Source organism: Bradyrhizobium erythrophlei (assembly GCF_900142985.1).
Taxonomy (GTDB): Bacteria; Pseudomonadota; Alphaproteobacteria; order Rhizobiales; family Xanthobacteraceae; genus Bradyrhizobium; species Bradyrhizobium erythrophlei_B.
In genome coordinates this window covers 3,377,343-3,401,863 of record NZ_LT670849.1, presented here as the reverse complement: position 1 = coordinate 3,401,863, position 24,521 = coordinate 3,377,343, and the positions used below count along the sequence as shown (strand labels likewise).

The following is a 24,521-nucleotide window of genomic DNA, read 5'->3' as shown; positions in this document are numbered from 1 at the left end:
TGAATAAAGGAGAATGAAACCGATACGACCGATGATGCGACAAAGCCACCCCAAAAAGGGACAGCCATGACATCGAACGGCACATCTGCCGTTACCGTTACCAGCCAGGCCAGCTCCACCCGGGTCGACTGGGTCGACTACGCCAAGGGCATCTGCATCGTCATGGTTGTGATGATGCACTCGGTGCTGGGCGTGGAATTGGCTGCTGGCCAGACCGGCTTCATGCATCCGCTGGTTGCCTTCGCCAGGCCGTTCCGGATGCCGGACTTCTTCCTGATCTCCGGCCTGTTTCTGCCGCTGGTCATCGACCGCGACTGGCGCACCTATCTCGACCGGAAGGTGGTGCATTTCGCTTACTTTTACGTGCTCTGGGTGACCATCCAGTTCGGCTTCAAGGCACCCGCCTTCGCGGCCGAAACGAGCTGGGCCCATGCCGGATATCTTTATCTGGAATCCTTCATCGAGCCGTTCGGCACGCTGTGGTTCATCTATCTGCTGCCGGTGTTCTTCGTCGTCACGAAGGCGACGCGACGCCTGCCGCCGCTCCTGATCTGGGGCCTCGCCGCATTGCTGGAGATGACCCACTACTCGACCGGCTGGACCGCGATCGACGAGTTCGGCGCGCGTTTTGTCTATTTCTACACCGGCTATTTGTTCGCCGATCGCGTGTTCGCTCTCTCTGACCGGGCGCGGGCACGTCCGTCACTGGCGCTCGCCGCGCTCGCGCTCTGGGCGCTCATCAACGAAAGCCTCGTGCAGCTTGGCGTCAGCGAGTGGCCTCTGGTTTCGCTCTCGCTTGGGCTTGCCGGCGCATGCGCGATCGTCGTCATCGGCACGCTGCTGGCGCAGATGCAATGGCTGAAATCCCTGCGCTTCTGCGGCGAGCATTCGATCGTGATCTATCTCGCCTTCTTCCTGCCGATGGCAGCGACGCGGACGCTGCTCTTGCGCACCGGCATCATTCCCGATGTCGGCATGATGTCGCTGACGGTGACACTGGTCGGCCTGTTTGGCGCGCTGGCGATCTGGCGGATCGCACTCAAGGTCGGGGCGAACTTCCTGTTCGAACGCCCCGATGTCTTCTGGATTGCGCCCAAGAAACCAAGCGCGGCGCTTCAAGCGGCGGAATAGCCCGCTTCATTACGGCCTGAGATAAAGCGCACCCGAGGTCGTACCGCCTTCCAGATCGGCATGCGCCCGCGCCGCTTCGCTGAGCGGATAGGACCGGCCGGCAACGCCAAGAATCCCGCTTTCGATTCCCTCAAGCACCGCCTCAGTGGCCGCACGATAAGCGTCCGTCTCGTTCATGTAGGCCATGACGCTCGGCCGTGCGAGCGACAGGCTGCGGCGCGGTCCGAGATCACTGACGTCGACCGGCGGAATCGGCCCCGCCGCCTGGCCGGTGCTCGCCACCACGCCGAACGGCCGCACGCAGGCGAGTGTCTTGGCGAGCGTAGCCCCTCCAACGCCGTCATAGGCGACGTCGACGCCGCGCTTGCCGGTGAGGTCAGCGACGGCTTGCGCAAAATCCGCATCGCGCCCGACAATGATGTGCGCCGCGCCGGCCTGGCGTGCGATCGCCGCCCTGGCTTCCGAGCTGACGGTCCCGATCACGGTCGCGCCGCGATGGGTCGCCCAGCGCGTCAACAACTGACCAATGCCTCCGGCGGCGCTGTGAACCAGGAGAGTTGTACCTGATACGACCGGGTAGACCCGATCGAGCAGCATGTGCGCGGTAATTCCCTTGACGAAGGACGACGCGACCGCTTCGTCAGAAAGCGCGTCCGGCAGCCTGACCACCCGCCACGCCGGAAGGTTTCGCTCCGCCGCATAGGCGCCCACCGGCGCGCCCGCATAGGCGACGCGGTCGCCGGGCCGCACCGACGTCACGTTGGCGCCTATCGCGGCGATGACGCCGACGCCCTCGACACCGGGAATATTGGCCGGCGGCATCGGATAGAGCCCCGAGCGCTGGTAGATATCAACGAAATTCACGCCGATTGCGGTCTGACGGATACGCACCTCGTCGGCGGCGGGCGGCGGCAATTCGATTTCGGCGATCTCGAACTGCTCGACTCCGCCCGGTGTCTTGACGCGAACGACCCTGGTCATGGCTTTTTCCTCATCAACGGTTGGGATGAGGACTATGGCGGTTGCGCCAAATATGCGAAATTCCACAAAACTGCGCTCCATATGTGAGATTTTGCACAATGGCCGACTGGGAAGATCTCCACCATTTCGTGACGCTAGCGCGCGAGGGCACGCTGTCCGCGGCCGCCCGCACGCTCGGCGTCGACCATGCGACCGTGGCGCGGCGGGTGGCGGCGCTGGAGCAATCGACCGGGCTCAAACTGGTCGACCGGCGCTCGCGCGCCACGACACTGACCGATGAGGGGAAACGCATCGCCGCGGTCGCTACTCCGATGGAGGAGGCTGCATTCGCCGTGGCGCGCACGGCACAGGCTGCAAAGCCCGGCGTCGATGGCGAGGTGACGATCAGCGCACCGCCGAACTTTGCCAGTTCGGTGATCGCGCCGCAGCTAACGCGGTTGCGGTCGCAACACCCCGGCATTCACATCAAGCTCATCGGCGAGAAGCGCCGGGTTTCACTCAGTCGCCGGGAGGCGGATGTCGCATTGCGGCTGATGCGTCCCGTCGAAGCCAAATTGTTCGTTCGCAAGGTCGGCAGCTTCGGCTTCAGCCTCTATGGCACGGCCGGCTATCTGGAAAAGACCCCGCCACACGCGCTGGCCTTTATCGGCTACGACGCCTCGCTGTCAGAATCGCCTCAGGAGGTCTGGCTGCGTACGATCGTCGGCGAGCGCGAGGTCGTGCTGCGCACCAACGATCTGGAAATCCAGGCGCAGGCGGCACGCTCCGGCCTCGGCGTGGCTGCATTGCCGCATTATCTCGGCGACGGCGATCCGCGCTTGCAGCGTTATGCGGTGACCGGGAAGCCGGTCAGCCGCGACGTCTGGCTTGCGGTCCATCGCGACCTGCGCCAGCACCCGGCCGTGCGTGCCGTCATGGAATTTCTGGTGAGCTGCCTGAAACCGCAATGACGCAATGACAAGTGGAGTGGATTTGACATTCGCTCGCCACCTGGCCGCGGGTTCGTCGAGCGAATGTCAAATCCAAAACTCCACTTAGAAGCTTGAGTTTGCTAGTGGTCCTTTGATTCTAACATTCGTAAAAGCGACCGCTGCGAAGGGATACGAATGTTAGAATCGGACCACTAGCCAAAAAATCCCGTGCGCGAATGCGCGGGAACGGGTGCCAATGCGGATAAAAATCCCTACATTGCCACCATGCCGAAATCCTCGCCAAAAGCCGCCGCCCCCAAACCCGTCGCCGCCAAAGCCCTCGCCAAGGGCGACCATGTGTTTCTGGTCGACGGTTCCTCCTATATTTTTCGCGCCTATCACGCGCTGCCGCCGCTGAACCGCAAATCCGACGGGCTGCAGGTCAACGCCGTGCTCGGCTTCTGCAACATGCTCTGGAAACTGTTGCGCGACATGCCGCCGGACAACCGGCCGACGCATCTGGCGATCGTGTTCGACAAGTCCGAGATCACTTTCCGCAACAAACTTTATCCTGACTACAAGGCGCATCGTCCGCCGGCGCCCGACGATCTCATTCCGCAATTCGCCCTGATCCGCGACGCGGTGCGCGCCTTCGATCTGCCCTGTCTCGAACAGATCGGCTTCGAGGCCGACGACCTGATCGCGACTTACGCGCGCGAAGCCAGCGAACACGGCGCCACGACGACGATCGTCTCGTCGGACAAGGACCTGATGCAACTCGTCAATGACAAGGTGACGATGTTCGACACCATGAAGGACCGCCGCATCGGCGTGCCCGAGGTGATCGAGAAGTTCGGCGTGCCACCGGAAAAAGTGGTCGAGGTTCAGGCGCTCGCCGGAGACTCCACCGACAACGTGCCGGGCGTGCCGGGGATCGGCATCAAGACCGCGGCGCAATTGATCGTGGAATATGGCGATCTCGAAGCACTGTTGAAGCGCGCCGGCGAGATCAAGCAGCCGAAGCGGCGTGAAGCCCTGATCGAGAATGCCGAGAAGGCGCGCATTTCGCGGAAACTCGTACTGCTCGACGACAAGGTGAAGCTCGACGTGCCGCTGAACGACCTGGCGGTGCACGAACCCGACGCGCGCAAGCTGATCGCCTTTCTCAAGGCGATGGAGTTTTCGACCCTCACCCGCCGTGTCGGTGAATATTCGCAGATCAATCCGGCGGACGTGAACGCCGATGCCGGAAAGGAAAGCACCTTTTCACCGCTGCCGCTGGCCGAGAAGGTCGATGAATCCGGCAACGCGCCCAAGGGCGCTCCGACCGGCGATTTGTTTGGCGGCGAGAGGCCGCCCGCCGCAAAAAGCGGAGCCGGCGCGCCGGGCAAGCCGGGCGATCGAAGCGACAAGGCTTCAAGCCTGAAAGGCACGCCTCAGGCGCTCGCCGCGGCCCGTGCCGAGGAAGCGCGCAACACGCCGGTCGACCGCAAAAAATACCAGACGCTTCGCACCGTGGCGGATCTAAAGGCCTGGATCGCGCGGGCGCGCGAGGTTGGTCAGTTCGCGTTCGAGACCAAGGCGGCTTCGGAAGACCCGATGCAGGCAGAGCTCTGCGGCATCGCGCTGGCGCTTGGCCCCAACGATGCCGCTTACGTTCCGCTCGGCCACAAGCAGGCCGGCGACGGCAGCGGCCTTTTCGCAGCCGGCCTTGCGCCGGACCAGATCAAGGCGGCGGACGCGCTCGCCGCGCTTAAGCCGCTCTTGGAATCCGCAGGCTTTCTCAAGATCGGCTTCAATATCAAATTCGGCGCCGTGATGCTGGCGCAGCATGGCATCGCATTGCGCAATTGCGACGACGCGCAGCTCATGAGCTATGCGCTCGATGCCGGCCGCAACTCGCACGGGCTCGATTCATTGGCGCAGGCCTGGCTCGGCCACACCACTGTGAGCTATGGCGATCTGACCGGCAGCGGTAAGAACAAGCTCTCTTTCGATCAGGTCACCGTCGACAAGGCAGCCGAGTATTCGGCCGAAGACGCCGACGTGATCGTCCGGCTCTGGCGGCTGTTCAAGCCGCGCCTCGTCGCCGAGCACATGAACGTGGTCTATGAGACGCTGGAGCGCCCGCTGGTTTCCGTGCTGGCACGGATGGAACGGCGCGGCATCTCGATCGATCGTCAGGTGCTGTCGCGGCTGTCAGGCGATTTCGCCCAGACCGCGGCGCGGGTCGAAGCCGAAATTCAGGAGATCGCCGGCGAGCCGGTCAATGTCGGCAGTCCGAAACAGATCGGCGACATTCTGTTCGGCAAGATGGGCATTCCCGGCGGCACCAAGACCAAGACCGGCGCGTGGTCGACCTCGGCGCAGATCCTCGACGAGCTCGCCGAACAGGGCCACGAATTTCCGAAGAAGATCCTGGAATGGCGGCAGGTCTCGAAACTGAAATCGACCTACACCGATGCGCTGCCGACCTATGTGCACCCGGACACCCATCGCGTGCACACGACCTACGCGCTGGCCGCAACGACCACGGGCCGGCTGTCGTCGAACGAGCCGAACTTGCAGAACATTCCGGTGCGCACCGAGGACGGACGAAAGATCCGCCGCGCGTTCATCGCCTCTCCCGGCCACAAGCTGGTATCGGCGGACTACTCTCAAATTGAACTGCGGCTGCTTTCAGAGATCGCGGACATTCCCGTGCTCAAGCAGGCGTTCCGCGACGGGCTCGACATTCACGCCATGACCGCGTCGGAAATGTTCGGCGTTCCGGTCAAGGACATGCCGGGCGAGATCAGGCGGCGCGCCAAGGCGATCAACTTCGGCATCATCTATGGCATCTCGGCGTTTGGGTTGGCCAACCAGCTCGGCATCGCCCGCGAGGAAGCCTCCGCCTATATCAAGAAATATTTCGAGCGCTTCCCGGGCATCCGCGCCTACATGGACGCGACACGCGACTTCTGCCGCGCCCATGGCTACGTCGAGACGCTGTTCGGCCGCAAATGTCACTACCCGGACATCAAGGCTTCCAACGCCTCGGTCCGCGCCTTCAACGAGCGCGCCGCCATCAATGCGCGGCTTCAGGGCACCGCGGCCGACATCATCCGCCGCGCCATGATCCGCATGGAAGAGGTACTCGCCGAGAAGAAGCTCTCGGCGCAAATGCTCTTACAGGTACACGACGAACTGATCTTCGAGGTGCCCGACGACGAAGTCGCCGCAACACTCCCGGTCGTTCAGAAGGTCATGGAAGACGCACCGTTCCCCGCCGTGATCCTGTCGCTGCCGCTCCATGTCGACGCCCGCGCCGCCAACAACTGGGACGAAGCGCACTAGCGCGAACTCAAAAAGAAAACGCGACGGGATTTACCCGTCGCGCTTTGCAATCGTCTTGGTCTGAACCGCCTATTCCGCGGCGAGCTTCACTTCCGGCGCAGCCGCGCGCACATCCGCATCGACCTTGGCCTCGAACTTGGCGAAGTTCTTCTGGAACATGCCGACCAGCGCGCGGGCGGTCTTGTCGAACTCGGCCTTGTCCTTCCAGGTATTCACGGGATCGAGAATTTCGCTTGGCACGCCCGGCAGCGCGGTCGGCACCGCGAAGCCGAAATATTTGTCGGTGCGGAATTCGACGTTGCGCAGGGAACCGTCGAGCGCGGCGGTAAGCAGCGCACGCGTCACCTTGATCGGCATCCGTGAACCGGTGCCGAACTTGCCGCCGGTCCAGCCGGTGTTGACCAGCCAGCAGTCGACATCGTGCTTGGCGATCATCTCGCGCAGCATGTTGCCGTACACCGAGGGATCGAGCGGCAGGAACGGCGAGCCGAAGCAGGTTGAAAATTCCGGCTGCGGCTCGTTGCCGAGGCCGCGTTCGGTGCCGGCGACCTTGGCGGTGTAGCCGGACAGGAAGTGATACATCGCCTGCGCCGGCGTCAGCTTGGCGATCGGCGGCAACACACCGAACGCGTCGGCCGCCAGCATCACCACGTTCTTCGGGTGACCGGCGCGTCCCGTGCGCGAGGCATTGGGAATGAAATCGAGCGGATAGGCAGACCGCGTGTTTTCCGTCTTCGAGCCGTCGTCGAAATCGGGAATGCGCGTGAACTCGTCGAGCACCACGTTTTCCAGCACGGCGCCGAAGCGCTTGCTGGCGGCGTAGATCTCTGGCTCAGCCTCTTCCGACAGCTTGATGCACTTGGCATAGCAGCCGCCTTCGAAGTTGAAGATGCCGTCGGTGCCCCAGCCATGCTCGTCGTCGCCGATCAGCGTGCGCTTGGGATCGGCCGAGAGCGTGGTTTTGCCGGTGCCGGAAAGGCCGAAGAAGATTGCGCTGTCGCCGGCCGGACCTACGTTGGCCGAGCAGTGCATCGGCAACACGCCGCGTGCGGGCAGATAGTAGTTGAGCGTGGTGAACACGCTCTTCTTCATCTCGCCGGCATAATAAGACCCGCCGATCAGCACGATTTTGCGGGCGAAATCGATCGCGACCACGTTCTCCGAGCGCACGCCGTGACGTTTCGGATCGGCGCGGAAGCTCGGCAGGTCGATAATCGTCAGTTCCGGCGTGAAGCCCGCCAGTTCCGACTGCTCGGGGCGGATCAGCAGGGTGCGAATGAACAGCGAATGCCAGGCGAGTTCGGTGTAGACGCGGGTCTTGATCCGGAAGGTCGGATCGGCGCCGCCATAGAGGTCCTGCGCAAACAGCGTCATGCCCTCGGCGTGCTTGATAAAGTCGGTATAGAGCGCTTCGAACTGTTCGGCGGTGATCGGCTGGTTGCCGGCCCACCACATGTTCTTGTCAGTGGTGGCGTCGCGGACCGTGAACTTGTCCTTGGGGCTGCGGCCGGTGAACTCACCGGTGTCCGCGCACAACGAGCCATCGGCCGAGAGCACCGCCTCGCCTGCCGCCAGAGAATATTGGCAGAGCTGTGCCGCGCCGAGGTTCCAATGCACGCCCTTCAGATTCTTCAAGCCGAATTTGTCGGCTCCAAAGGCGCCGTTACGCTTGCCCGTCTCTTGCACGAAAGATTCCTCCTCGAATCCGCGTTTCTTGATCGCGCGAATGCCTGCCCGCGCGTCCGTCACGGTTAAGGCCGTTGAGTATAACCGCCTGACCCAAGCCCGGCGAACGAATATTACGGGGCGATCATTATTGATGAACGCGCGGCTTGCCAAGCCGATCCCGCCGATTTGGTTTATTCCAGAAAGGGCGCACCCGGCCGCATTTTACCGCATGCTGCGACGCAAAGCCGCTGACCGCCTAGGTCTGCGCCCGCGCCTGTTCCGCCAGGCGGACCAGCATCTTGCGAAGCTCGCCCGGGCCGGTGATCCGTTCGGGAAAATCGAGCCGCAAGGTCGTGCTGCCGGCTTGAAGGTCGATGCCGTCCGGGTCGATACCGCTGCAACGCCAGTCGGCGGGACCCGCGCCCAGGAGCCTCGTGGCATAGAGGCCGAGCGCTTCCTGATGGTCGGTGTTCATATGCTCGACCGCGCTTTGTTCGGCCTCCAGCAGCGCGCGCGCGTCGGAGATCTCGGTCAAGAACTGTGCAGGTTCAAGGTCGATGATCCGTCCAAATCCGGCGACCAGATGTGTCCCGGACAGACGTATTTTGAAGAACGAAAAATCCTTGAAGTCGACGAATACATCAGCCGTCGGATGGGCGTTGAGATAACGCTGGCGCACCATGTCGCGGTCGTCGGTGATCTCCTCGGCATGGCCCGACAGCATGATCCGCGCGCCCTCGAGCGGGTCGCCTTCGACCCGCTCGTCCAGCATCAACGAGACGCGCGCGTCGGCGAGCAGGTTCCCGGTGTGAATCGCGAGACGGGAGATCAACAGAACAGGCGAACCGTCCGGATGGCTCGCGACATTCACCAGCGAGCAATACGGATCGCCGCTTGCCACCATCAGCGTCGCCAATGCGCCCTGCCGGCTCCGGCGCAAAAGCGACTTAACCATCTTGGCGGGCTCGAAATCCGGGGTCAATTGCATCGATTATTTCCTTGCATCCTGTTGCAATTTGAGCCTTTTTTCGGGTAAACCGACGTACGTATGGGTCGAAGCGCCTGAAGGAAAAGGGGCGCTTTCATGGAACTCGGTCACACTTCAGCCCAGCTTGCATTGCTCGTTGACCGCGTTCGAAGCCCAGCTATACGGCGCACCAGACGTTTAGCCGCCGTTTCAGCAACCTGGTAGCAGTATCTGAAAGCAGGCTCATGCCCACAATTGCTTTGGTCGATGACGACCGCAACATTCTTACTTCAGTCTCAATTGCGCTCGAGGCCGAAGGTTATCGCATCATGACCTATACGGATGGTGCGTCAGCGCTGGACGGATTTCGGACCAGCCCGCCCGACCTTGCCATCCTCGACATCAAGATGCCGCGGATGGACGGCATGGAAACACTGAGGCGCCTGCGGCAAAAATCCGACCTGCCGGTGATTTTCCTGACGTCCAAGGACGAGGAAATCGACGAGTTGTTCGGCCTCAAAATGGGTGCCGACGATTTCATCCGCAAACCGTTTTCGCAGCGGCTCCTGGTCGAGCGCGTCAAGGCCGTGCTGCGCCGTTCGGCCCCGAAGGATCCGACCGCCGTGCCGAAGGAAACCGACGCCAAGGCGCTGGATCGCGGCCTGTTGCGCATGGATCCGGAACGCCACACCTGCACGTGGAAGAACGAGCCGGTCACGCTCACCGTGACGGAGTTTCTCATTCTTCAGGCGCTCGCTACGCGCCCCGGCGTCGTCAAGAGCCGCAACGCGTTGATGGACGCGGCCTATGACGACCAGGTTTATGTCGACGATCGCACCATCGACAGCCACATCAAGCGGCTGCGCAAGAAGTTCAAGGTCGTGGACGACGATTTCGAAATGATCGAAACCCTCTATGGGGTCGGATACCGTTTCAAGGAAGCCTGAGAAGCGGATTTCCGCCTACGCGGTTTGCCGACTGTCGACGCATCACGGCTCATGCTAGAGAGCGTGAGCCTTTTGAAACAACGGGCGGTTTTAGCTAGTGCTTGATCGAACCCAGCCTGATGGAACCTTGAGTGCCGACGACGTCACGACGCCAGCCGTGATGGATGGTGCTGCTACAGAAAATGCGCCCTCGGCATCATGGCAGCCGTTCGGCTGGTTGCGGCGGTTCGGCCAGTTCGCCTTTGCGTTAAGCTTCTCGAGCCTCACGCGGCGCATCGTTTCGCTCAACATCGCCGGCCTGCTGGCGCTGGTGGCGAGCATTCTCTATCTGTCGCAATTCCGCGCCGGCCTGATCGACGCGCGCGCGCAGAGCCTGCTGGTGCAGGCCGAAATCATCGCCGGCGCGATCGCGGCGTCCGCAACCGTCGAAACCAACGCCATCACCATCGATCCGGACAAGCTGGCCGATCTGAAAACCGGCGAAACCGTCAGCGCGCCGGACGAACTTTCCGGGCTCGATTTTCCGATCAATCCCGAACGGGTGGCGCCGGTGCTGCGCCGGCTGATTTCGCCGACCAAGACCCGCGCCCGCATCTACGACCGCGACGGCGTCCTGATCCTCGACAGCCGCAGCCTGTATGGCCGCGGCGACGTGCTGCGTTTCGAGCTGCCGCCGCCCTCGGTGGAAAAGCCCGGGATCGCCGAACGCACGATGATCGCGATCCGGACCTGGCTCAATCGTGGCGACCTGCCGCTCTACACCGAACTCGGCCCCGAGAACGGCAACGGCTACCAGGAAGTCGCACACTCGCTGACCGGCCAGAAAGCCAGCATGGTGCGCGTCAACGACCGCGGCGAAGTGATCGTCTCGGTCGCGGTGCCTGTGCAGCGCTTCCGCGCGATCCACGGCTCGCTGATGCTTTCGACGCAAGGCGATGACATCGACCAGATGGTCACCGCCGAGCGGCTCGCCATTCTGAAAGTCGGTGGCGTCGCTTCCGCCGTGATGATCGTGCTGTCGCTGGCGCTCGCGAGCACGATCGCAGGCCCGGTGCGCCGGCTCGCCGACAGCGCCGAACGGGTCCGCCGCCGCATCCGCACCCGCGTGGAAATCCCCGACTTCACCGGCCGCCGCGACGAGATCGGGCATCTCTCCGGCGCGCTGCGCGACATGACGAGCGCGCTTTATAACCGCATCGAGGCGATCGAGATGTTCGCCGCCGACGTCGCCCATGAATTGAAGAATCCGCTGACCTCGTTGCGCTCGGCGGTGGAAACCCTGCCGCTCGCCCGCACCGAGAACAGCCGCGCGCGGCTGCTCGACGTGATCGAGCATGACGTCAAGCGCCTCGACCGGCTGATATCGGACATTTCGGATGCAAGCCGGCTCGATGCCGAGTTGCAGCGCCAGGACACGGCGCCTGTCGATCTCCGCAGCCTTCTCACAGCGCTCGCCGCGGCCGCCAACGAAACCAGGCGCGGGAACAATGTCTCCGTCGACCTGCGTTTCGAGGGACGAGGCTCGGTCGATTCGTTCTGCGTTCCAGGCCACGATTCACGACTCGGGCAGGTCGTTTCCAATCTGCTGTCGAACGCGCAGTCGTTCTCCGAACCCGGCAGCAAGGTGCGGATCACCTGCCGGAACAGGCGCTCGAACATTGAAATCATCGTCGATGATGACGGGCCTGGCATTCGCGAGGACGCGCTCTCGCGCATCTTCGAGCGCTTTTACACCGATCGCCCGCATCAGGGCTTTGGCCAGAATTCGGGACTGGGGCTGTCGATCTCCAAGCAGATCGTCGAAGCCCATGGCGGACGGATCTGGGCCGAAAATCGCATTGGTCCTGTTGACGCGAACGGCGAAGCGACAGTGGCCGGTGCCCGCTTTACGGTCCGGCTTCCGACGTAATGAGTGTCTTGGCAGCCGAACCCACCATTCATGCCTCCGCCGTCCTGGTGGGCAACCGCGCGGTGCTCATTCGCGGGCCCTCAGGTGCCGGCAAATCGCGCCTTGCCTTCGACCTCATCCTCGCTGGCCGCGCAGGCCAGATTGCTCCGGTCAGGCTCGTCGGCGACGACCGCGTGCACGTATGGGCAGAAGGCGGACAACTGATGATTCGCCCCGCCCCCGCTTTGGCCGGCCTGATCGAGATCAGGGGCTTGGGAATCCGCCGTTGCGACTTTGCGGCCGAGGCGCCAGCCGGCCTCGTCGTCGATCTCAATGCCGCCGACGCTGAACGGCTTCCACCGCCGGAAGCCCTGCAAATCCGCATCAAGGGTATTTCGATACCAAGGATTCCCGTCCAACGGGGATTTTCCGGGCTTCCACTGGTCATTGCCGAGCTTACAATGACCGCGAATTCATCTTCCGCACGACCTTCGGCGGATTGCTCGAAGGAATTTGGTAACCATATCACCCCCACACTCGCGACCGAATAGACCGCGCTCGCTTCCTTCTCTCCTCACTATTTTCCGGGAGAATTGCAGCGATCCCCTCTTGCGTAGGGGCTCCGGATGGTCAAAGTGGCGCGTTCGTGCGGTGCACCAAAGGCACCCACGAGGAGTTCTCGATGATTGGTCTAGTACTTGTGACCCATGGGCGCCTTGCCGACGAATTCAAGGCGGCGCTGGAACACGTCATGGGTCCGCAAAAACAAATCGAAGCCGTCACGATCGGCGCTGAAGACGATTCCGATCTGTGTCGCAGCGACATTATCGAAGCGGTGAATCGCGTCGACAGCGGCGATGGGGTTGCGATCCTCACCGACATGTTCGGCGGCACGCCCTCTAATCTCGCCATTTCCTGCATGAGCCGCCCGAAGGTGGAAGTGCTCGCAGGCATCAACCTTCCGATGCTGGTCAAGCTTGCCAAGGTCCGCGAAGAGCGAACGCTACCCGACGCCATTGCCATGGCCCAGGAAGCCGGCCGCAAATACGTGACCATCGCCAGCCGGGTGCTTGCCGGAAAATGACCGACGACGGCGCGTCGCCTGACACCTCTTCCGGACCGGGCATCCCGGAAGGCGCCGTTTCCCGCGAACTTCCCATCATCAACAAACGCGGCCTGCACGCGCGCGCATCAGCCAAATTCGTGCAGATGGTCGAGCGCTTCGACGCCGAAGTGTGGGTGACCAAGGGCAGCGAAACTGTCGGCGGCACATCGATCATGGGCCTGATGATGCTGTCGGCAGGCCCGGGAACGTCGATTGTGGTTTCCGCGGCCGGGCGCGAGGCTCAGGCTGCGCTCGACGCCATCACCGAACTCGTTGGCGCCAAGTTCAACGAAGAGAATCCGTAAAGCCGCGACGCGCGCCGACGGGCTACTTCGCCGGCGGCACGATGTAGATCTTCCAGGTGATGGCGGGGCCCGCATGCCCCTTGAAGAAACGTTGCGTGGTCACCGCGACCTGCTCGGCATCCTTGCCGTTGGCGGCCATCCAGGCCTCACATTCAGGCAAGCGGTTATCCGTGGTGTCGCAGACGCCGATGAAGCCGAGGCGTTTGGCTTCGTCCAGCGAGGTCAGGCCCGACGACCAGACTTCGCCCGGCGTCAACGGCGCCGGATGATCGGGACTATAGAACGTCATGGGTTCGCCGACCTCGGTCGTGCCCGCGACCACTGACCAGCGCGTGAAGAAGCGATTGTGCCACAGCCCCGTCAGTTCACGCGCCAATTGCGACCGCGCACCGTAGCTGAAGGCAACCTTGGGATCGTCCGAGAACTCGTGCAGGGCGATATACGGCGAAGCGGCGAGCGTCGCCAATGTGAGCACCAGCCAGATCGCGGTAATCCGGAACAAGGCAATGCCGGGCAGACGCAGGCGCTGAATCGCCACCAGCGCGAGCGGTGTCAGGAAGAACAGCGAGATGCCCCAATCGGTCTTCATGTAGACCGAGAAGATCAGTCCGCCGAGCGGCGGCCCGACCGCGACGATGATCTGGATGAACCAGATGTTGAGCGCCTGCATCGCCTTTACGCCGGTATTGGCGCCCGCTGACCAGATGCGCGCCAATGCGGCCCGTGGCGGTCGCAGGCTTATTCCGGTCAGGGCAAGCACGGCCATCACGACCGGCAACACCAGCAGCCCCAGATTGTGCTCGATGTAGCCGAGCACCAGCATCGCGGTCTGCGCACGGGTGAAATGCCCATAGACGTCGCCGGCGTAGGTGAGCGGCACAAAGTCCACGTCCTTCAGCCACAACAGATGCGGGGTCATCGCGAGGATCGCTGTGACCATCGCCACCCAGGGCGCCGGCGAACGCAGGAATTCGCGCCGTTCGGGATGAATGAGCGCGGCAAGCCCGACCGCACCGATCATCGCCAGCACCCAGTATTTCGTCATCAGCGCCAGCGCTGCGGCAATTCCGAGCCAGACGCCGGAGGCGGCGCTGCGCTTTGAAAACGCGTCGAGATAGGCCAGCACCAGAAGCGGCAGCGTGACGAGTTGCAAGAGGTCCGGATTGAATTTGAAGCCCTTGAAATTGAAGATCGGATAGATCGCAAGCATCACCACGACGAAGAAGGCGCGGCGATAATCGACCACCCGCGTCGCGATCATCCAGCAGATCACGAGCCCGCAGCTCACCGTCGTCATCGCCAGCAAATAGGTGGCCCAGTCGGTGACTGGGAACATTCTGAACCAGAGGCCGGCGACCCAGCCCACCAGCGGCGGGTGCTTGCCGTAACCGAACTGGAATTTCTGGCCCCAGGCGAAGGTTTCCGCGACATCCATATGGATGTCCTGCGCTGCCTTCAGATTGATCAGGATGACGGTCCACAGCAGGGCGTGGATCACCGCGAAGGTGAAGACGAACGCTGAGGCGCCGTAACGGTCCTTGGCCGACGCCAGCACCCAGGCCGCGAGCCGCCGGAGGCGCGGCCGCCGGGTCGACCGGCGGCGGCGTGGCAAGCTTGCGGATGAAGTCAGCGTCGGCGGCATGTGTTTTGCGACCTTTTGGTTCTCAGCAATTCCGTGTGGGTAGCGCGTTTTCCGCCGCCGTGAAATCAGCTTGACGTGAAGAAGACTCGTTAAAATACCGCAATATGGTTGCCGCCCAAAAGCACGGGTGCTATCCCGCGCCCATGACGACCACCCCCATTCCCAACATCCGCAATTTCTCCATTGTCGCGCATATCGACCATGGCAAATCGACGCTGGCCGATCGGCTGATCCAGATCACGGGCGGTCTGACGGACCGCGAAATGGCGGGCAAGGAACAAGTGCTCGATTCCATGGATATCGAGCGAGAACGCGGCATCACCATCAAGGCGCAGACCGTCCGGCTGAATTATCGGGCGAAAGACGGCAAGAGCTACATCTTCAACCTGATGGATACGCCAGGCCATGTCGACTTCGCCTACGAGGTCTCGCGTTCGCTCGCGGCCTGCGAAGGGTCGCTGCTGGTGGTGGACGCAAGCCAGGGCGTCGAGGCGCAGACACTCGCCAACGTCTACCAGGCGCTCGACAACAATCACGAGATCGTCCCGGTCCTGAACAAGGTCGATCTGCCCGCGGCCGAGCCTGAAAAGGTGAAGCAGCAGATCGAGGACGTTATCGGCATCGATGCTTCCGACGCCGTGATGATCTCGGCCAAGACTGGCCTCGGCGTGCCCGACGTGCTGGAAGCGATTGTCACGCGCCTGCCGCCGCCCAAGGGCGACCGCGACGCCGCCTTGAAGGCGCTCCTGGTCGACAGCTGGTATGACGTCTATCTCGGCGTCGTCGTGCTGATCCGCGTTGTCGATGGCACGATGAGAAAGGGCCAGCGCATCCGCATGATGGGCACGGGCGCGGCCTACGACGTCGAGCGCGTCGGTTTCTTCACGCCCAAGATGGAGCAGGTCGACGAGCTTGGTCCCGGCGAGATCGGCTTCATCACGGCCGCGATCAAGGAAGTCGCCGATACACGCGTCGGCGACACCATCACCGATGACAGGAAGCCGGTCACGGAAATGCTGCCGGGCTTCAAGCCTGCTATTCCGGTGGTGTTCTGCGGCCTGTTCCCGGTCGACGCCAACGATTTCGAAACGCTGCGGGCGGCGATGGGCAAGCTGCGCCTGAACGATGCGAGCTTCTCCTACGAAATGGAAACTTCCGCCGCGCTCGGCTTCGGCTTCCGCTGCGGCTTCCTTGGGCTGTTGCATCTGGAGATCATCCAGGAGCGGCTGTCGCGCGAGTTCGACCTCAACCTGATCGCGACTGCGCCGAGCGTGATCTACAAGATGAAGCTGACCGACGGCAGCGAGATCGAGATTCACAATCCCGTCGACATGCCCGACGTGGTGAAGATCGCCCAGATCGACGAACCCTGGATCGAGGCCACGATCCTGACGCCCGATGAGTATCTCGGCAGCGTGCTCAAGCTCTGCCAGGACCGCCGCGGCGCCCAGAAGGAGCTGACCTATGTCGGCTCGCGCGCGATGGTGAAATACGACTTGCCCCTCAACGAGGTGGTGTTCGACTTTTACGACCGCCTGAAGTCGGTCTCCAAGGGTTACGCCTCGTTCGACTATCACCTGACGGACTACAAGCCCGCCGACCTCGTCAAGATGCAGATCCTGGTCAACAACGAGCCGGTGGACGCGCTGTCGATGCTGGTGCACCGCACCCGCGCCGAAGGCCGCGGCCGCGCCATGGTCGAAAAGATGAAGGAGCTGATCCCGCCGCACATGTTCCAGATTCCGATTCAGGCGGCGATCGGCGGCAAGGTGATCGCGCGCGAGACCGTGCGCGCGCTGCGCAAGGACGTCACCGCGAAATGTTACGGCGGCGACATCACGCGCAAACGGAAACTTCTGGAGAAGCAGAAGGAAGGCAAGAAGAAGATGCGGCAGTTCGGCAAGGTCGACATTCCGCAGGAAGCCTTCATCGCCGCACTCAAGGTCGATAGCTGAGCTCCGTTTCCGGCGCTACTCCCACCCGACAATTCTGCATTGATCCTGCTCGCAACCACCTTGATCCCAGGCGCGAGTTGGATCAACATGGAGCTAATTGATCGGTCGATAAAAAAGGAAACGCCATGAACAAGCCCGAAGCCGCGAGCATCGGCCTGGTCAAGCGCGCCAGGGCGCTGGCGCCATTGCTTGCGGAAGAGGCCGACGAGATCGAGCGGACGCGGCGCCTGACTCCCAAAGTGGTTTCGGCGCTGATCAAGAACGGGCTCTACAAGTCACTCCTGCCCAAAAACATCGGCGGCTTCGAGTCTCCGCCGATGGTTTTCATGGAAATGCTGGAGGAAATCGCCAAGGCCGACGCCTCCACCGCGTGGTGCGTGGGGCAATGTTCGGTGGTGGGCATGACGGCGGCCTATCTCGATGCGGACGTGGCGCATCAGGTATTCGGCAAGCCGGACGATATCGCTGCCTGGGGCGCGATCGCGCACGCCGTGCAGGCGGTTCCCGGCGGCTACACCATCACGGCGCGCTGGGATTTCGCCAGCGGTATGCGTCAGGCGAACTGGCTGGGGGCCCATGTTCAAGTGCTGGAGGCCGACGGCACGACGCGGATGAGGCCCAACGGCACGCCGGAAATCCGGACCATCCTGTTTCCGGCATCGAGCGCCACGACACACGACATGTGGAATGTGATCGGGCTCTGCGGCACCGGCACCGATTCCTATTCAGTCGAGAACCTGTTCATCCCTGACAGCCATGCCGCACTCCGCGACGATTTCTCCGCGCTGCGCGAGAAAGGCCCCCTTTACGGGATCACGACCTATTCGATGTTCGGCCTGGGCTTTGGCGCCGTCTCGCTCGGCGTGGCGCGGGCGACGCTGGACGCGGCGATCGATCTCGCCCGCAAGAAGCATTCGGTCGGCATCGCCGCCATGAAAGACAACAGCGCGGTTCAAGGCCTGATCGGCCGCACCGAGGCCAAGCTACGCGCGGCGCGCGCGTACCATTTCTCCACCGCTGCGAACGCGTGGCAGGAAATACTGAACACTGGAAAACTCTCCGAGCAGGGACGCGCCGCGATCCGGCTGTCTGCGACCTATACCATCCACCAATCGGCGGAGGTGGTCGAGACCGCCTATCACATGGCGGGCGCCACCGCGGTTTTCAAATCGAACCCGTTCGAGCGCCGCTTCCGCGACATGCACACCATCGCCCAGCAGATCCAGGCCCGCGACAATCATTTTGAGGACGTCGGCAAGATGATACTGACCAACAGCGTGATCCCGCGCGGGCCCACCATGTGATTTGAGCAGACCTCCCGGCCGCGCGCCGGGAGCCAAAAGCAATCAGATATTAAGCAGTTTCTGGGAACTTCCGCTTAACCTTTGCGGGGCTCCCGAAATCCCATGTTTCAGATCCGATCGATCGCGATCCGCCTCATCCTCGCGATTTCACTGACCGTTGCGGCGGCCTGCGCAATCCTCGGAACATTTTCGCTGATGCAGGAGCGCTCGCTGATGCGGCTGGCGCTCGATCAGCAACTCAAGCTGCAATATGACAGCGTGATCGCCACCCTCGACTACGAAGGGCGCGCGGGGCTCGCCGTCAGCGCCGTCATCGCCAACCTGCCGCCGGTGGCCGATGCCATCGCCAAAAGCGACCGTGAGGCGCTGGAGCCGCTGTTGAAGGCGCCGCTGGAAGCGCTCAAGGCACAGGGCATCCCGCTGATCAGCTTCCACGCCCCGCCTGCGATCAATGTTTACCGGGCCCATGATCCCAAGCATTTCGGCGAAGATATCTCGGCCCGCCGCGCCACCGTGGTGGAATCGAACCGGACCGGAAAACCCATCGTCGGCGTCGAAGCCGGCCGGGACTCCCTTAGCATTTTCGCCATGACCCCGATCATGCGCGACGGCAAGAGCGTCGCCGTCGCCGACATCGGCGTCTCCTTCAACAAGCAGTTCGTCGACAGCGTCAAGCAGCGTTTCAACGTCGACCTCGCCGTGCATCGTTTCGACGGCAAGGCGTTTGCCAATATCGGATCGACCTTCGCGGAAAAGTCGCTGGCGAGCGAAGGCGAGTTGAAGAGCGTGTTCGACGGCGCCACGGTGCGGCGCGACACCACGCTCGACGGTCACCCCGTCGTGCTCTATCTCGGGCAGATCAGGAACTATGCCGGACAGCCGGTCGCCGTGCTGGAGCTGATCAAGGATGTCACCGCCTATGAGGCCGCGTCCGCCAGTTCCCAGCGCACGATGATTTTCGGCACTATCGCGATTCTGGCCGCCGCCGCCTTGCTAGCCTTCCTGCTCGGCCGCGGCATGTCGCGCCCGCTCACAGCGATCACTGCGGTCATGAACCGTCTTTCCAGTGGCGATACCGATGTCGTCATCCCCGGCGGCGACCGCCAGGACGAACTCGGCACCATGGCCGGCGCCGTCGACGTGTTCCGCCGCAACATGATCGAGTCGCACCAGCTTCGCGAGGCGCAGGAAGCGGCGAAGAAGCAGAGCGAAGAAGAAAAGAGCGCGCTGCAACGGCGCATGGCCGACCGCTTCGAGGCTGACGTCAAGAGCCTCGTGACCGCAGTCGCGCGCGCCACGGAAGACATGCAGCGCGTCGCCGCGGAAATCACGGCAAGCGTCAACGGCACCTCGGCACAGGCCGCCGCAGCCGCCGCGGCGTCCGAGGAAGCCTCTTCCAGCATCAATACGGTCGCGGCAGCCACCGAAGAACTCGCCTCTTCCGTCGCGGAGATCGGCCGCCAGGTCACCCATTCCAGCGACGTTGCCGATGCCGCCGTCGGCAAGGCTGCGAAGACCAACGAAATGGTCGGCGGGCTCGCCGCTGCCGGCGAGAAGATCGGCGACGTGCTCCGTCTCATTAGCGCGATCGCGGGCCAGACCAATCTGCTGGCGCTGAACGCCACCATTGAGGCGGCGCGCGCCGGCGAAGCCGGCAGGGGCTTTGCGGTTGTTGCCGCCGAGGTCAAGGAGCTTGCAAGCCAGACCGCGAAAGCCACCGATGAGATCGCCGGCCAGGTCGCCGCGATCCAGGCTTCCACCGAAGAGTGCGTAGGCGCGATCGGCGGGATCAGTACCACCATCCGCGAGATCAGCGGTATCGCCAACACGATCGCCTCCGCCGTCGAAGAGCAAGGAGCGGCGACGCGCGAGATCGCCCACAGCGTCCAGCAGGTTGCCGCTGGCACCAGCGAGGTCGCGGTCAACGTCGCCGGCGCGAGCCATGCAGCCGAGCAGTCGCGCGCGCTCGCCGATAGCGTCCTCTCCGCTTCCGGCGAACTCAGCCAGCATGCTTCCGCACTGTTCAAGAGCGTCGATACATTCCTCGCTGGCCTGCGCGACGCCGCCTAGCAAAATCGCTACTCAACAGAAAGTCGTTGTCGCTGGCGCGTCATTCGCGCTAGATTCCATTCGAGCTGCGATAGCGTGGATGACGATGCCGGGCCTTTCGAGAAAGAGCGCGACAAGAACCCGACCGAACGACAACGCAGCCCCCTCCGACCCCAAAGTGGCAGCAGCCTTCAGCAGCTATCCGAAACGGCTGCGCGAAAAACTTCTCGTCCTTCGCCGATTGATCCTCGATACCGCAAAACGAACGGCCGGCGTCGGCGAGTTAGAGGAGACCCTGAAATGGGGACAGGTGAGCTATCTCACCAGCGAAAGCAAAAGTGGAAGCACGATCAGGATCGATCAGGTGAAAGCCGAACCCGACCGATATGCGATCTACTTCCATTGCCAGACAAACCTGGTCGATACATTTCGCGAGCTCTATCCGGAACTCACTTATGTCGGCAATCGCTGCATCCTCCTGGATGCCGCGGACGAACTCCCGAAAGATGAGCTCCGTCACTGTGTGGGGCTGGCGCTGACCTATCATCTCAACAGGCGCAAGACGACATCGCGATCTTCGCGGTGATTTTCTCCGATTGGTGAATTCCCTGTCGCGAACGCGTCGGCTAGGATGCGCATATGAACTGGCGCCCGCTTCTTATCCCGACATTTCTGTTGTTTGCGATCGCCGCCGCGAGCTCCACAGCATCGGCTCAGGACAAAGGCAGCGTCAATCCGAAGCCGCTGCCGCCGCTTGCAAATCCGAACGACCCGAAACTCGGCGCGAAAGAATTGTTCGGGCGCAAGGTGCTGCCGGCGTCGATGCCGACGAAGGTGATCGGTTTTTATTCGCACGGCTGCATCGCCGGCGCGCAGCCTTTGCCGATCAACGGTCCGACCTGGCAGGTGATGCGGCTGTCACGTAATCGCAACTGGGCGCATCCCGAGATGATCGCGCTATTGGAACGGTTGTCGGCGAAAGCACACAAAGACGCCGGCTGGCCCGGCATCCTGGTCGGTGACATGTCGCAGCCGCGCGGAGGACCGATGTTTACCGGTCACGCCAGCCACCAGATCGGACTTGATGCGGATGTATGGCTGACGCCGATGCCCAACCACACTTTGTCCCGCAACGAGCGCGAGGAAATGTCGGCCGTGATGATGGTACGGTCCGACCGGCTCGACATCGATCCGAATAGCTGGACGCCGCAGCATCTGACCGTCATTCGCGACGCCGCGCAGGAGCCGGGCGTTCAGCGCATCTTCGTCAATGCGGCGATCAAGAAGGCGCTGTGCCGTGAGACCAAGGGTGACCGCAGCTGGCTTGCCAAGATCCGGCCGATGTACGGGCACGATTATCACTTTCACATCCGGATCAAATGCCCCGCCGGGGCTACCGCCTGCGAGAGCCAGCCCGAACCTACCGAGGGCGAGGCCTGCAGCGCGGCCGACCTCGCCTACTGGTTCAAGGACGAGGTGCTCCATCCCAAGCCGCCGGTCGAGCCGGAAAAGCCGAAGCCGCCGATGACGCTGGCGCAACTGCCGGCGGAATGCCGTGGGGTTCTGGCTGCCCCCGACGCCAAGCAGTAACATTTCGGTGCGCGCCCGGCCTGAATGCGCTAAAAACCGCCGTCGCCGCTGCCGTAAGCACGGCGGCCGAACCGGGACGATGATCCCATCTTCTTATCAGTCAGAAGACCGCCATGCCCGCGGCGGATAGAGCGCGGCCCGACTATGTGGAGACCATCATGCGCCTCAGTGCACGCAACCAGATCAAGGGCACCGTTCTCGAAGTCAAGAAAGGTGCGACGACCTCCCACGTTCGGGTCGACATCGGCAACGGGCATATCATCACTTCATCGATCACCAACGAGGCGGTCGACGAACTCGGCATCAAGGCCAAGGGTCATGTGACCGTAGTGATCAAGGCTTCTGACGTCATGATCGCGGTGGATTAATGCGAAAGCCCCTCTTCGTTGCCTTGACCTTGCTTGCAGCCGCGCCGGCGTTTGCCGCGGAAGAACCGAGCGGCTGCGACAAGTTCAAATGGAATATCGACCATGCGCGCGCCGCGCTGACCGCGGCCGATCGTGCGAAACTCAACTCGGGCAGCGAACTCACCGCCTTGCCGGCAACCGCCGTGACGATTGCCCTCGTCGCACCGGCCGATGCGAAGTTGCCGACGCCGCCGGAACGCGCCCCGAAGGATGGCACCTTCGCCGGCTTTGCGAAGTTTCCCGCGGTACCGAAGGCCGGCAGCTACACGGTTAGCCTTTCCAATGGCGCGTGGATCGACCTCGTTCAGGACGGGCATTTTCTCAAACCCACGGCGTTCAGCGGCGCCACCGACTGCGAGGGTATCCGCAAGACCGTGAAGTTCGAGCTCACGGCGGCGCCTTTCGTGCTTCAGATCAGCGGCGTCCGGGAGAATTCGCTCTCGGTCGTGATCCAGCCGACGGAATGAAGGCCCAGCCCGCGAAAGCGGGGCGGCCTTTGGCCACTTTGACCTGAACCATCAGCCTGTTATGGTTTTCCTCACGCGAAGTTCCCGCCGGCCGTAAGCCAGCGGGAACGGCGGAACGGCGCTTTCGCTAGTCGCATAGCACGATAGACCAAGGCCTGATTTCGCGCGCTTCTGCCGCGCGGCGTTCAGGCGCGGAGCGCACGCATGTCCCGGCTTGTCAAAATTGCTTTCGCTCTCATGCTCGTGAGCGGCCTTACTTCACCGCCTGCATTCGCCCAGGAGAAGGGCCTGACGGTATTCGCAGCGGCCTCGATGAAGAACGCGCTCGACGACATCGACGCCGCCTACACGGCCAAGTCCGGCGTCAAGGTCACCGCGAGTTATGCCGCAAGCTCCGTGCTCGCCAGGCAGATCGACCAGGGTGCGCCCGCCGACATTTTTGTGTCCGCCGACACCGACTGGATGGACTATGCGACCAAGCAGAAAACCATCAAGCCGGAAACACGGACCAACCTGCTCGGCAACAGTATCGTTCTGATCGCGCCAAAGGACTCATCCATCGACAAGGTTTCGATCGCACCGGGCTTCGATCTCGCCAAGCTCGCCGGCATGGGCCGGATCGCTACCGGCGACGTCGCCTCGGTTCCGGTCGGCAAATACGCCAAGGCCGCACTGGAAAAACTCGGCGCGTGGGAGGCCGTCGCACCGAAATTTGCGATGGCCGAAAGCGTGCGCGCGGCGTTGACGTTGGTAGCCCGCGGCGAGGCCGTGCTTGGCATCGTCTATGCCACCGACGCCAAGGTCGAGCCGGGGGTAAAGATCGTCGGCACCTTCCCGGCCGATTCCCATCCGCCGATCATCTATCCGGTTGCGGCGACGACGTCGGCCGGAGCAGGCGCCGCCGGCTATCTTGATTTCCTACGCACACCAGCGGCAAAGGCCGTTTTTGAAAAATACGGATTCACTTTCCTCGTACGTCCCTCAACCTGACCGGCTATCCTCGCTAGCGTGGCGACACTGACGTTCCTTTCAGTGGCGCCGCGAGTTCTTCAAAGGAACGTCAGAGTCAAAACCACACTAGAAACCCATATTTTCTAGTGTCCCTTTGGTTCTGACATTCGTAAAGGTGCCTGCCGCGATATGATACGAATGTCAGAACCGGGACACTAGCGTGTTCGATATTTCACCCACGGAATGGACGGCGATCCTGCTTTCGCTGCGGGTAGCGACCGTTGCGACGCTGGTGGCAACCCCAATTGCCGTCGCGGTCGCCTGGCTGTTGGCGCGCCGGGAGTTCTGGGGCAAGGCGCTGCTCGATGCCGCCATCCATTTGCCGCTGGTGCTGCCGCCCGTCGTCACCGGCTACCTCCTGCTGCTCACTTTCGGACGTCGCGGCGCCGTCGGCGCGTGGCTGGCCGAACATCTCGGTCTCGTGTTCGCGTTCCGCTGGACCGGTGCGGCGCTCGCCTGCGGAATCATGTCGTTCCCGTTGCTGGTGCGGCCAATCCGGCTTTCGATCGAAGCCGTCGACCGCCGGCTGGAACAGGCCGCTGCGACGCTGGGCGCGGCGCCCTGGCAGGTGTTTCTGACCGTGACGTTACCGCTGGCACTATCGGGCGTGCTTGCCGGAATGGTGCTTGGATTTGCCAAAGCGCTCGGCGAATTCGGCGCGACCATTACGTTCGTGTCCAACATTCCCGGCGAAACACAAACCATTTCGTCGGCGATCTATGCGCTGATCCAGACCCCGGATGGTGACGCAGCCGCGATGCGGCTCGTCGTGATATCCGTTCTGCTCGCGATGGCAGCGCTCATTGCCTCCGAATGGTTTGCCCGGCGCGCCACGCTGCGCCTGCACGGGAATTGAT

The 24,521-nt window shown here is 62.7% G+C and carries 21 protein-coding genes; 17 read left to right on the top strand and 4 right to left on the bottom strand.

Annotated elements, in window-relative coordinates; genetic code table 11:
* The first annotated feature begins 66 nt into the window (after nucleotides 1-66).
* A complete protein-coding gene (locus BUA38_RS15885) occupies nucleotides 67-1,131 on the top strand; it encodes an acyltransferase family protein (RefSeq protein ID WP_072819069.1) in 1,065 nt (354 codons plus the stop codon).
* 9 nt (nucleotides 1,132-1,140) lie between these two features.
* Here the strand turns inward: BUA38_RS15885 and BUA38_RS15880 are convergent, their stop codons facing one another.
* On the bottom strand, nucleotides 1,141-2,112 hold the full coding sequence (locus tag BUA38_RS15880; RefSeq protein ID WP_072826159.1) for a quinone oxidoreductase family protein: 972 nt from the start codon (nucleotides 2,110-2,112) through the stop codon (nucleotides 1,141-1,143).
* A 98-nt stretch (nucleotides 2,113-2,210) separates the two neighbouring features.
* Here BUA38_RS15880 and BUA38_RS15875 point away from each other — a divergent pair, with 98 nt between their 5' ends.
* Nucleotides 2,211-3,062: a LysR family transcriptional regulator gene (locus BUA38_RS15875; RefSeq protein WP_072819067.1), complete on the top strand. Its 852-nt coding sequence runs from the start codon at nucleotides 2,211-2,213 to the stop codon at nucleotides 3,060-3,062.
* A 246-nt stretch (nucleotides 3,063-3,308) separates the two neighbouring features.
* Nucleotides 3,309-6,359 carry a DNA polymerase I gene (polA, locus tag BUA38_RS15870; protein ID WP_072826158.1) on the top strand — a complete coding sequence of 1,017 codons (3,051 nt, stop codon included), beginning with the start codon at nucleotides 3,309-3,311 and terminating at the stop codon, nucleotides 6,357-6,359.
* Nucleotides 6,360-6,428: 69 nt separating this feature from the next.
* Here polA and BUA38_RS15865 read toward each other — a convergent pair whose 3' ends face one another.
* Together BUA38_RS15865 and BUA38_RS15860 are read right to left on the bottom strand one after the other, a co-directional pair.
* Complete coding sequence (locus BUA38_RS15865) at nucleotides 6,429-8,045, bottom strand: phosphoenolpyruvate carboxykinase (RefSeq protein ID WP_072826157.1); 1,617 nt, start codon at nucleotides 8,043-8,045, stop codon at nucleotides 6,429-6,431.
* A 238-nt stretch (nucleotides 8,046-8,283) separates the two neighbouring features.
* Nucleotides 8,284-9,015, bottom strand: a complete 732-nt coding sequence (locus BUA38_RS15860) for a HugZ family protein (protein ID WP_072819066.1) — start codon at nucleotides 9,013-9,015, stop codon at nucleotides 8,284-8,286.
* A gap of 224 nt (nucleotides 9,016-9,239) precedes the next feature.
* On the opposite strand from BUA38_RS15860, the gene BUA38_RS15855 reads away from it, so the two are divergent.
* The 5 genes from BUA38_RS15855 (at nucleotide 9,240) to BUA38_RS15835 (ending at nucleotide 13,239) form a co-directional block, all read left to right on the top strand.
* The gene (locus tag BUA38_RS15855; protein ID WP_072819064.1) at nucleotides 9,240-9,941 is read left to right on the top strand and encodes a response regulator transcription factor; all 702 of its coding nucleotides are present in this window, start codon (nucleotides 9,240-9,242) and stop codon (nucleotides 9,939-9,941) included.
* 160 nt (nucleotides 9,942-10,101) lie between these two features.
* Nucleotides 10,102-11,850 (top strand): stimulus-sensing domain-containing protein, encoded by a 1,749-nt coding sequence (locus BUA38_RS15850; protein ID WP_425304978.1) that lies wholly within the window; start codon nucleotides 10,102-10,104, stop codon nucleotides 11,848-11,850.
* Nucleotides 11,850-12,380 carry an HPr kinase/phosphorylase gene (locus BUA38_RS15845; RefSeq protein ID WP_072819060.1) on the top strand — a complete coding sequence of 177 codons (531 nt, stop codon included), beginning with the start codon at nucleotides 11,850-11,852 and terminating at the stop codon, nucleotides 12,378-12,380. Before BUA38_RS15850 ends, BUA38_RS15845 begins: the two co-directional genes overlap by 1 nt.
* Before the next feature lie 131 nt (nucleotides 12,381-12,511).
* A complete protein-coding gene (locus tag BUA38_RS15840; RefSeq protein ID WP_068733893.1) occupies nucleotides 12,512-12,913 on the top strand; it encodes a PTS sugar transporter subunit IIA in 402 nt (133 codons plus the stop codon).
* Nucleotides 12,910-13,239, top strand: coding sequence for an HPr family phosphocarrier protein (locus tag BUA38_RS15835; RefSeq protein ID WP_072819058.1), 330 nt, complete (start codon nucleotides 12,910-12,912; stop codon nucleotides 13,237-13,239). Before BUA38_RS15840 ends, BUA38_RS15835 begins: the two co-directional genes overlap by 4 nt.
* A 22-nt stretch (nucleotides 13,240-13,261) precedes the next feature.
* Here BUA38_RS15835 and BUA38_RS15830 read toward each other — a convergent pair whose 3' ends face one another.
* A complete protein-coding gene (locus BUA38_RS15830) occupies nucleotides 13,262-14,881 on the bottom strand; it encodes a glycosyltransferase family 39 protein (protein WP_072819057.1) in 1,620 nt (539 codons plus the stop codon).
* 143 nt (nucleotides 14,882-15,024) lie between these two features.
* Between BUA38_RS15830 and lepA the strand changes: the two genes are divergently transcribed.
* The 9 genes from lepA (at nucleotide 15,025) to modB (ending at nucleotide 24,520) form a co-directional block, all read left to right on the top strand.
* On the top strand, nucleotides 15,025-16,836 hold the full coding sequence (gene lepA, locus BUA38_RS15825) for a translation elongation factor 4 (protein WP_072819055.1): 1,812 nt from the start codon (nucleotides 15,025-15,027) through the stop codon (nucleotides 16,834-16,836).
* A 125-nt stretch (nucleotides 16,837-16,961) separates the two neighbouring features.
* Nucleotides 16,962-18,140: an acyl-CoA dehydrogenase family protein gene (locus BUA38_RS15820; protein ID WP_072819054.1), complete on the top strand. Its 1,179-nt coding sequence runs from the start codon at nucleotides 16,962-16,964 to the stop codon at nucleotides 18,138-18,140.
* 102 nt (nucleotides 18,141-18,242) lie between these two features.
* Nucleotides 18,243-20,210 (top strand): methyl-accepting chemotaxis protein, encoded by a 1,968-nt coding sequence (locus BUA38_RS15815; RefSeq protein WP_072819052.1) that lies wholly within the window; start codon nucleotides 18,243-18,245, stop codon nucleotides 20,208-20,210.
* Between the two features lie 157 nt (nucleotides 20,211-20,367).
* On the top strand, nucleotides 20,368-20,775 hold the full coding sequence (locus BUA38_RS15810; RefSeq protein ID WP_244553261.1) for a DUF1801 domain-containing protein: 408 nt from the start codon (nucleotides 20,368-20,370) through the stop codon (nucleotides 20,773-20,775).
* A gap of 53 nt (nucleotides 20,776-20,828) precedes the next feature.
* On the top strand, nucleotides 20,829-21,779 hold the full coding sequence (mepA, locus tag BUA38_RS15805) for a penicillin-insensitive murein endopeptidase (protein ID WP_072819051.1): 951 nt from the start codon (nucleotides 20,829-20,831) through the stop codon (nucleotides 21,777-21,779).
* Between the two features lie 158 nt (nucleotides 21,780-21,937).
* Nucleotides 21,938-22,147, top strand: coding sequence for a TOBE domain-containing protein (locus BUA38_RS15800; protein ID WP_072826155.1), 210 nt, complete (start codon nucleotides 21,938-21,940; stop codon nucleotides 22,145-22,147).
* Complete coding sequence (locus tag BUA38_RS15795; protein ID WP_072819049.1) at nucleotides 22,147-22,653, top strand: hypothetical protein; 507 nt, start codon at nucleotides 22,147-22,149, stop codon at nucleotides 22,651-22,653. The genes BUA38_RS15800 and BUA38_RS15795 overlap by 1 nt, the downstream gene beginning before the upstream one ends.
* Nucleotides 22,654-22,857: 204 nt before the next feature.
* Nucleotides 22,858-23,643, top strand: a complete 786-nt coding sequence (modA, locus tag BUA38_RS15790; RefSeq protein ID WP_072819047.1) for a molybdate ABC transporter substrate-binding protein — start codon at nucleotides 22,858-22,860, stop codon at nucleotides 23,641-23,643.
* Between the two features lie 181 nt (nucleotides 23,644-23,824).
* Nucleotides 23,825-24,520 (top strand): molybdate ABC transporter permease subunit, encoded by a 696-nt coding sequence (modB, locus tag BUA38_RS15785; protein WP_072819046.1) that lies wholly within the window; start codon nucleotides 23,825-23,827, stop codon nucleotides 24,518-24,520.
* The last annotated feature ends 1 nt before the right edge of the window (nucleotide 24,521 follow it).

Bases quoted from the DNA above. Each gene is read 5' to 3' on its own strand.
- BUA38_RS15885 (WP_072819069.1), top strand. From the start codon at position 67: ATGACATCGAACGGCACATCTGCCGTTACCGTTACCAGCCAGGCCAGC.
- BUA38_RS15880 (WP_072826159.1), bottom strand. From the start codon at position 2,112: ATGACCAGGGTCGTTCGCGTCAAGACACCGGGCGGAGTCGAGCAGTTC.
- BUA38_RS15875 (WP_072819067.1), top strand. From the start codon at position 2,211: ATGGCCGACTGGGAAGATCTCCACCATTTCGTGACGCTAGCGCGCGAG.
- polA (WP_072826158.1), top strand. From the start codon at position 3,309: ATGCCGAAATCCTCGCCAAAAGCCGCCGCCCCCAAACCCGTCGCCGCC.
- BUA38_RS15860 (WP_072819066.1), bottom strand. From the start codon at position 9,015: ATGCAATTGACCCCGGATTTCGAGCCCGCCAAGATGGTTAAGTCGCTT.
- BUA38_RS15855 (WP_072819064.1), top strand. From the start codon at position 9,240: ATGCCCACAATTGCTTTGGTCGATGACGACCGCAACATTCTTACTTCA.
- BUA38_RS15850 (WP_425304978.1), top strand. From the start codon at position 10,102: ATGGATGGTGCTGCTACAGAAAATGCGCCCTCGGCATCATGGCAGCCG.
- BUA38_RS15845 (WP_072819060.1), top strand. From the start codon at position 11,850: ATGAGTGTCTTGGCAGCCGAACCCACCATTCATGCCTCCGCCGTCCTG.
- BUA38_RS15840 (WP_068733893.1), top strand. From the start codon at position 12,512: ATGATTGGTCTAGTACTTGTGACCCATGGGCGCCTTGCCGACGAATTC.
- BUA38_RS15835 (WP_072819058.1), top strand. From the start codon at position 12,910: ATGACCGACGACGGCGCGTCGCCTGACACCTCTTCCGGACCGGGCATC.
- BUA38_RS15830 (WP_072819057.1), bottom strand. From the start codon at position 14,881: ATGCCGCCGACGCTGACTTCATCCGCAAGCTTGCCACGCCGCCGCCGG.
- lepA (WP_072819055.1), top strand. From the start codon at position 15,025: ATGACGACCACCCCCATTCCCAACATCCGCAATTTCTCCATTGTCGCG.
- BUA38_RS15820 (WP_072819054.1), top strand. From the start codon at position 16,962: ATGAACAAGCCCGAAGCCGCGAGCATCGGCCTGGTCAAGCGCGCCAGG.
- BUA38_RS15815 (WP_072819052.1), top strand. From the start codon at position 18,243: ATGTTTCAGATCCGATCGATCGCGATCCGCCTCATCCTCGCGATTTCA.
- mepA (WP_072819051.1), top strand. From the start codon at position 20,829: ATGAACTGGCGCCCGCTTCTTATCCCGACATTTCTGTTGTTTGCGATC.
- BUA38_RS15800 (WP_072826155.1), top strand. From the start codon at position 21,938: ATGCGCCTCAGTGCACGCAACCAGATCAAGGGCACCGTTCTCGAAGTC.
- BUA38_RS15795 (WP_072819049.1), top strand. From the start codon at position 22,147: ATGCGAAAGCCCCTCTTCGTTGCCTTGACCTTGCTTGCAGCCGCGCCG.
- modA (WP_072819047.1), top strand. From the start codon at position 22,858: ATGTCCCGGCTTGTCAAAATTGCTTTCGCTCTCATGCTCGTGAGCGGC.